The following is a 3018-nucleotide window of genomic DNA, read 5'->3' as shown; positions in this document are numbered from 1 at the left end:
ACTTATTTTTTAAAAAAAATGCAAGAGAAAATTCCGACGCTTCCCAAAAAGATCCTTTTCGGGAAGAATATGAGAATATCATTCGCCCATTACTATGATCCCGTGATGCCCTTTAAACCGCTAAAGTACAGGACCGCCTGTCGTATTCACGAAGGTCATTCTGAGGTAGAACTCAAAGACGCACTAAGACACAACCACGGGCCCGTCACATTCCCGGACGACCCATTATCTTATCCCTGCTTTTCATCCAGTCGCTGCTGGACCAGCGCTTCAAATTCCTCGTAGGTTTTGGGGAGCGGGTCCACTTCCTCCCCGTCAATAAAGAAGGTGGGTGTCGAATTTACCCCGCGGTCTTCGCCCTCTTCTTTCTGTGACATCACCGTCTGCTGGGTTTCAGCGGCGTTCAGATCATCGGTAAACTGGTCCATATCCAGGCCGATCTCACGCGCATAATTAACGAACTCCATCGCCGGGTTCGAGGAAGTCGACCAGCGTTCCTGGTTTTCAAAAATCATGGAGTGCATCTGATAGAACTTATCCTGATTCTTTGCCGCCTGGGCTGCCCGCGCTGCCAGCGCCGCATAACGGTGACTGCTCAACGGGAAAAAGCGCAAGTTCACCTGCAGCTGATCTCCCATATTCTGCTCCAGTTTTTCAACGATGGGATGAAAATAGGCGCAAGCGGGACACTGGTAATCGCTGTACTCGGTAATGACCACTTGATCCGGGTCATCCGAAGTCATGGTCTGGGCATCGGAATCGGAATTTTGGCAGCTTACCATAAAGAAAGCGGCCAGCAGTGTCAGCAGTATATTCTTGCTTTTTACAATCATGATGTTCAGAATGCTTGTTTGAATTTAAATGCCAGAGGGCTTTGAAAACCAGGGATTTTGGTCAATACCAAGGCCTGAGCGCATTCAAAACCACCCGTATAAGGCATATGTGAGGATATTGAATGCGCGAAAATACAGCCCTTGGCCAAAAAGAACGGTTTGGCCAAGCTCCCTGCTAATATAACCCGAGTTTTGGCAAGAGAAAAACCAAAAGTTCAGAATAATAACGACGGACCCGTTTCCTATTCTCGACCTCCTCGCACCTGGCCGCCTCGTCCAGGGAGAAATCCCCTTTTGTTGTTCAGCGGCTCCCGGCCTCCTCGATCATCTCCAGCCGCTTTTGTTTAAACTCATCGCCCTGCCGCCAGCTTTGCATCTCCCCCGCGTTGATCATGCGGTAGCCCGCATCGAAAAACAGCCGCACATCGCGCACCATGCCGCTGAGATCCCAGTACTCGTTGATCTCGTCATGAACCGTGTGGTAATTGGCATCCTGGAGACTGTCCACGGTAGCCCCGTAGCCTTCCGGTTTGTCGATAAATTCCGTGCCGGCGTTGGGAAAGATGGCCGGGATGCCTTTCTTCGCCAGCTCAAAATGGTCAGACCGGTAAAAATACCCGCGATCGGGATGCGGGTCCGGTTTCACCTCCACATTCTTTTCGGCCGCTACTTCTTCAATGAGATCACTGACGGTGTTACGCCGGTATCCTATCAGTACAATATCTTCCGTCTTGCCATAGACGTTCATGCCATCCAGGTTGATGTTGCCCGTAACATTCCCCGGGTGAACGGTGGGATGCTCAGCCCAGTATTTTGCCCCCAGCAGTCCCACCTCTTCAGCGCCTGTAAACAGGAAGAGCACGCTGCGCTTAAGCTGGGGCTGCAGGTTTTGGTACGTACGGGCCAGGTTGAGCACGGCACTGACCCCGGCCGCGTTGTCCAGCGCCCCGTTGTTGATGGAATCTCCCTCCACCGGCTTCGTGGTCCCCAGATGGTCGTGATGGGCGGTAAAGACCACGTACTCCTCTTTAAGGTCGCTGTGGGTTCCTTCAATAACTCCCAGCACATTCTGGGCATGCTGCTGACGGTAGGTTGCCGACAGCTCGAGGCTCAGGGACAACCCCTCGAGCGGTACCGGCTCAAAGGAGCGGTCTTCCGCGGCCTCGAGCTGCGTGTCAAGATCAAGTCCCGCACTCTCGAACAGCGAGGCACTGGCTTCCCTGGTCAGCCAGCCGTTAAATTGGGTCGGCGAATCGTTCATCGACTGATCCCCGCGCAGGTAAAACTGTTCGCGGTCCCACCCGTTGGCGACGACGTTCCAGCCGTACCCGGCGGTGGGCGTGGTATGGATGATGAGCACCCCGGCGGCGCCCATATCGCGGGCTTTCTCGTATTTGTAGTCGTACCGGCCGTAGTACAGGCGGGTCTCCCCCTTAAAAAGATCCGGACTGCTGGCGGGATCGTTGTTCTTGACCACCAGCACTTTGCCCTTTACATCCGCGTCCTTAAAATCATCCCAGTCCTCCTCCGGTGCCTGGATGCCGTATCCCACATAGACCAGTTCCGCTTCGTTGATGCTAATTTTCTCTTCCAGGTTGGCGGGCCACCCCATAAAATTGGTATAATAATCGAAGGTATGGAGGGGCTGGCCCTCCCTGGAGATCGTCATCTGCGCACCCTCATCCGTCTGTTGTCCCAGTAGCGGCACCTCCTGTACATAGCTGCCGCCGGGCATGCCGCCTTCAATGCCGTGCTTTTCAAGATAACTGATGAGATAATCCACCGTTTTTTCCTCACCGGACGTACCCGTACTCCGTCCCCTGAAATCATCCGATGACAATGTCTCAATGGGAGCCCGCAGGCGCTCTTTCGTGATGGTTTCCGCTACCTCGTCAATGGGCGAACGCATGCAGCTCACAACAGCGGCCATCATGATCAATGGAAACAGGGACAAATTTCTCATGGTTTTCTCTTTTTTAATCCTGGTTGTGTTTAGCCGGAACCCCGTAAAGTACAGGCATTTTTCAAGTATTGCCAAGGATGAGCCTCACTTAGCAAAATCTACTGCAAGTCCGTCTAAATCCGGCCGGATTCCGAGTTTTATTTCGGTAAATAGGTCCACTGTTCGCCTTAAAAAGTCTCCAAAACCTGACTCAAATCAGCTGTTTCCCCTGCGCCCTCTAAG

2 protein-coding genes are annotated in these 3018 nt (G+C 52.9%); both read right to left on the bottom strand.

What is annotated here, in order from left to right; all coding sequences use genetic code 11:
* Window positions 1-230: 230 nt before the first annotated feature.
* A complete protein-coding gene (locus ACESLU_RS13610; protein WP_372639174.1) occupies window positions 231-833 on the bottom strand; it encodes a DsbA family protein in 603 nt (200 codons plus the stop codon).
* Window positions 834-1134: 301 nt separating this feature from the next.
* Window positions 1135-2796, bottom strand: a complete 1662-nt coding sequence (locus ACESLU_RS13605) for a M20/M25/M40 family metallo-hydrolase (protein WP_372639173.1) — start codon at window positions 2794-2796, stop codon at window positions 1135-1137.
* Between the last annotated feature and the right edge of the window lie 222 nt (window positions 2797-3018).

This window comes from Fodinibius sp., from assembly GCF_041642155.1.
In the GTDB taxonomy this organism is placed as follows: domain Bacteria; phylum Bacteroidota; class Rhodothermia; order Balneolales; family Balneolaceae; genus Fodinibius.
This window is presented reverse-complemented; position numbering and strand designations above follow the sequence as displayed.

Coding starts and splice junctions, on each gene's coding strand:
- ACESLU_RS13610 (WP_372639174.1), bottom strand. CDS start 833: ATGATTGTAAAAAGCAAGAATATACTGCTGACACTGCTGGCCGCTTTC.
- ACESLU_RS13605 (WP_372639173.1), bottom strand. CDS start 2,796: ATGAGAAATTTGTCCCTGTTTCCATTGATCATGATGGCCGCTGTTGTG.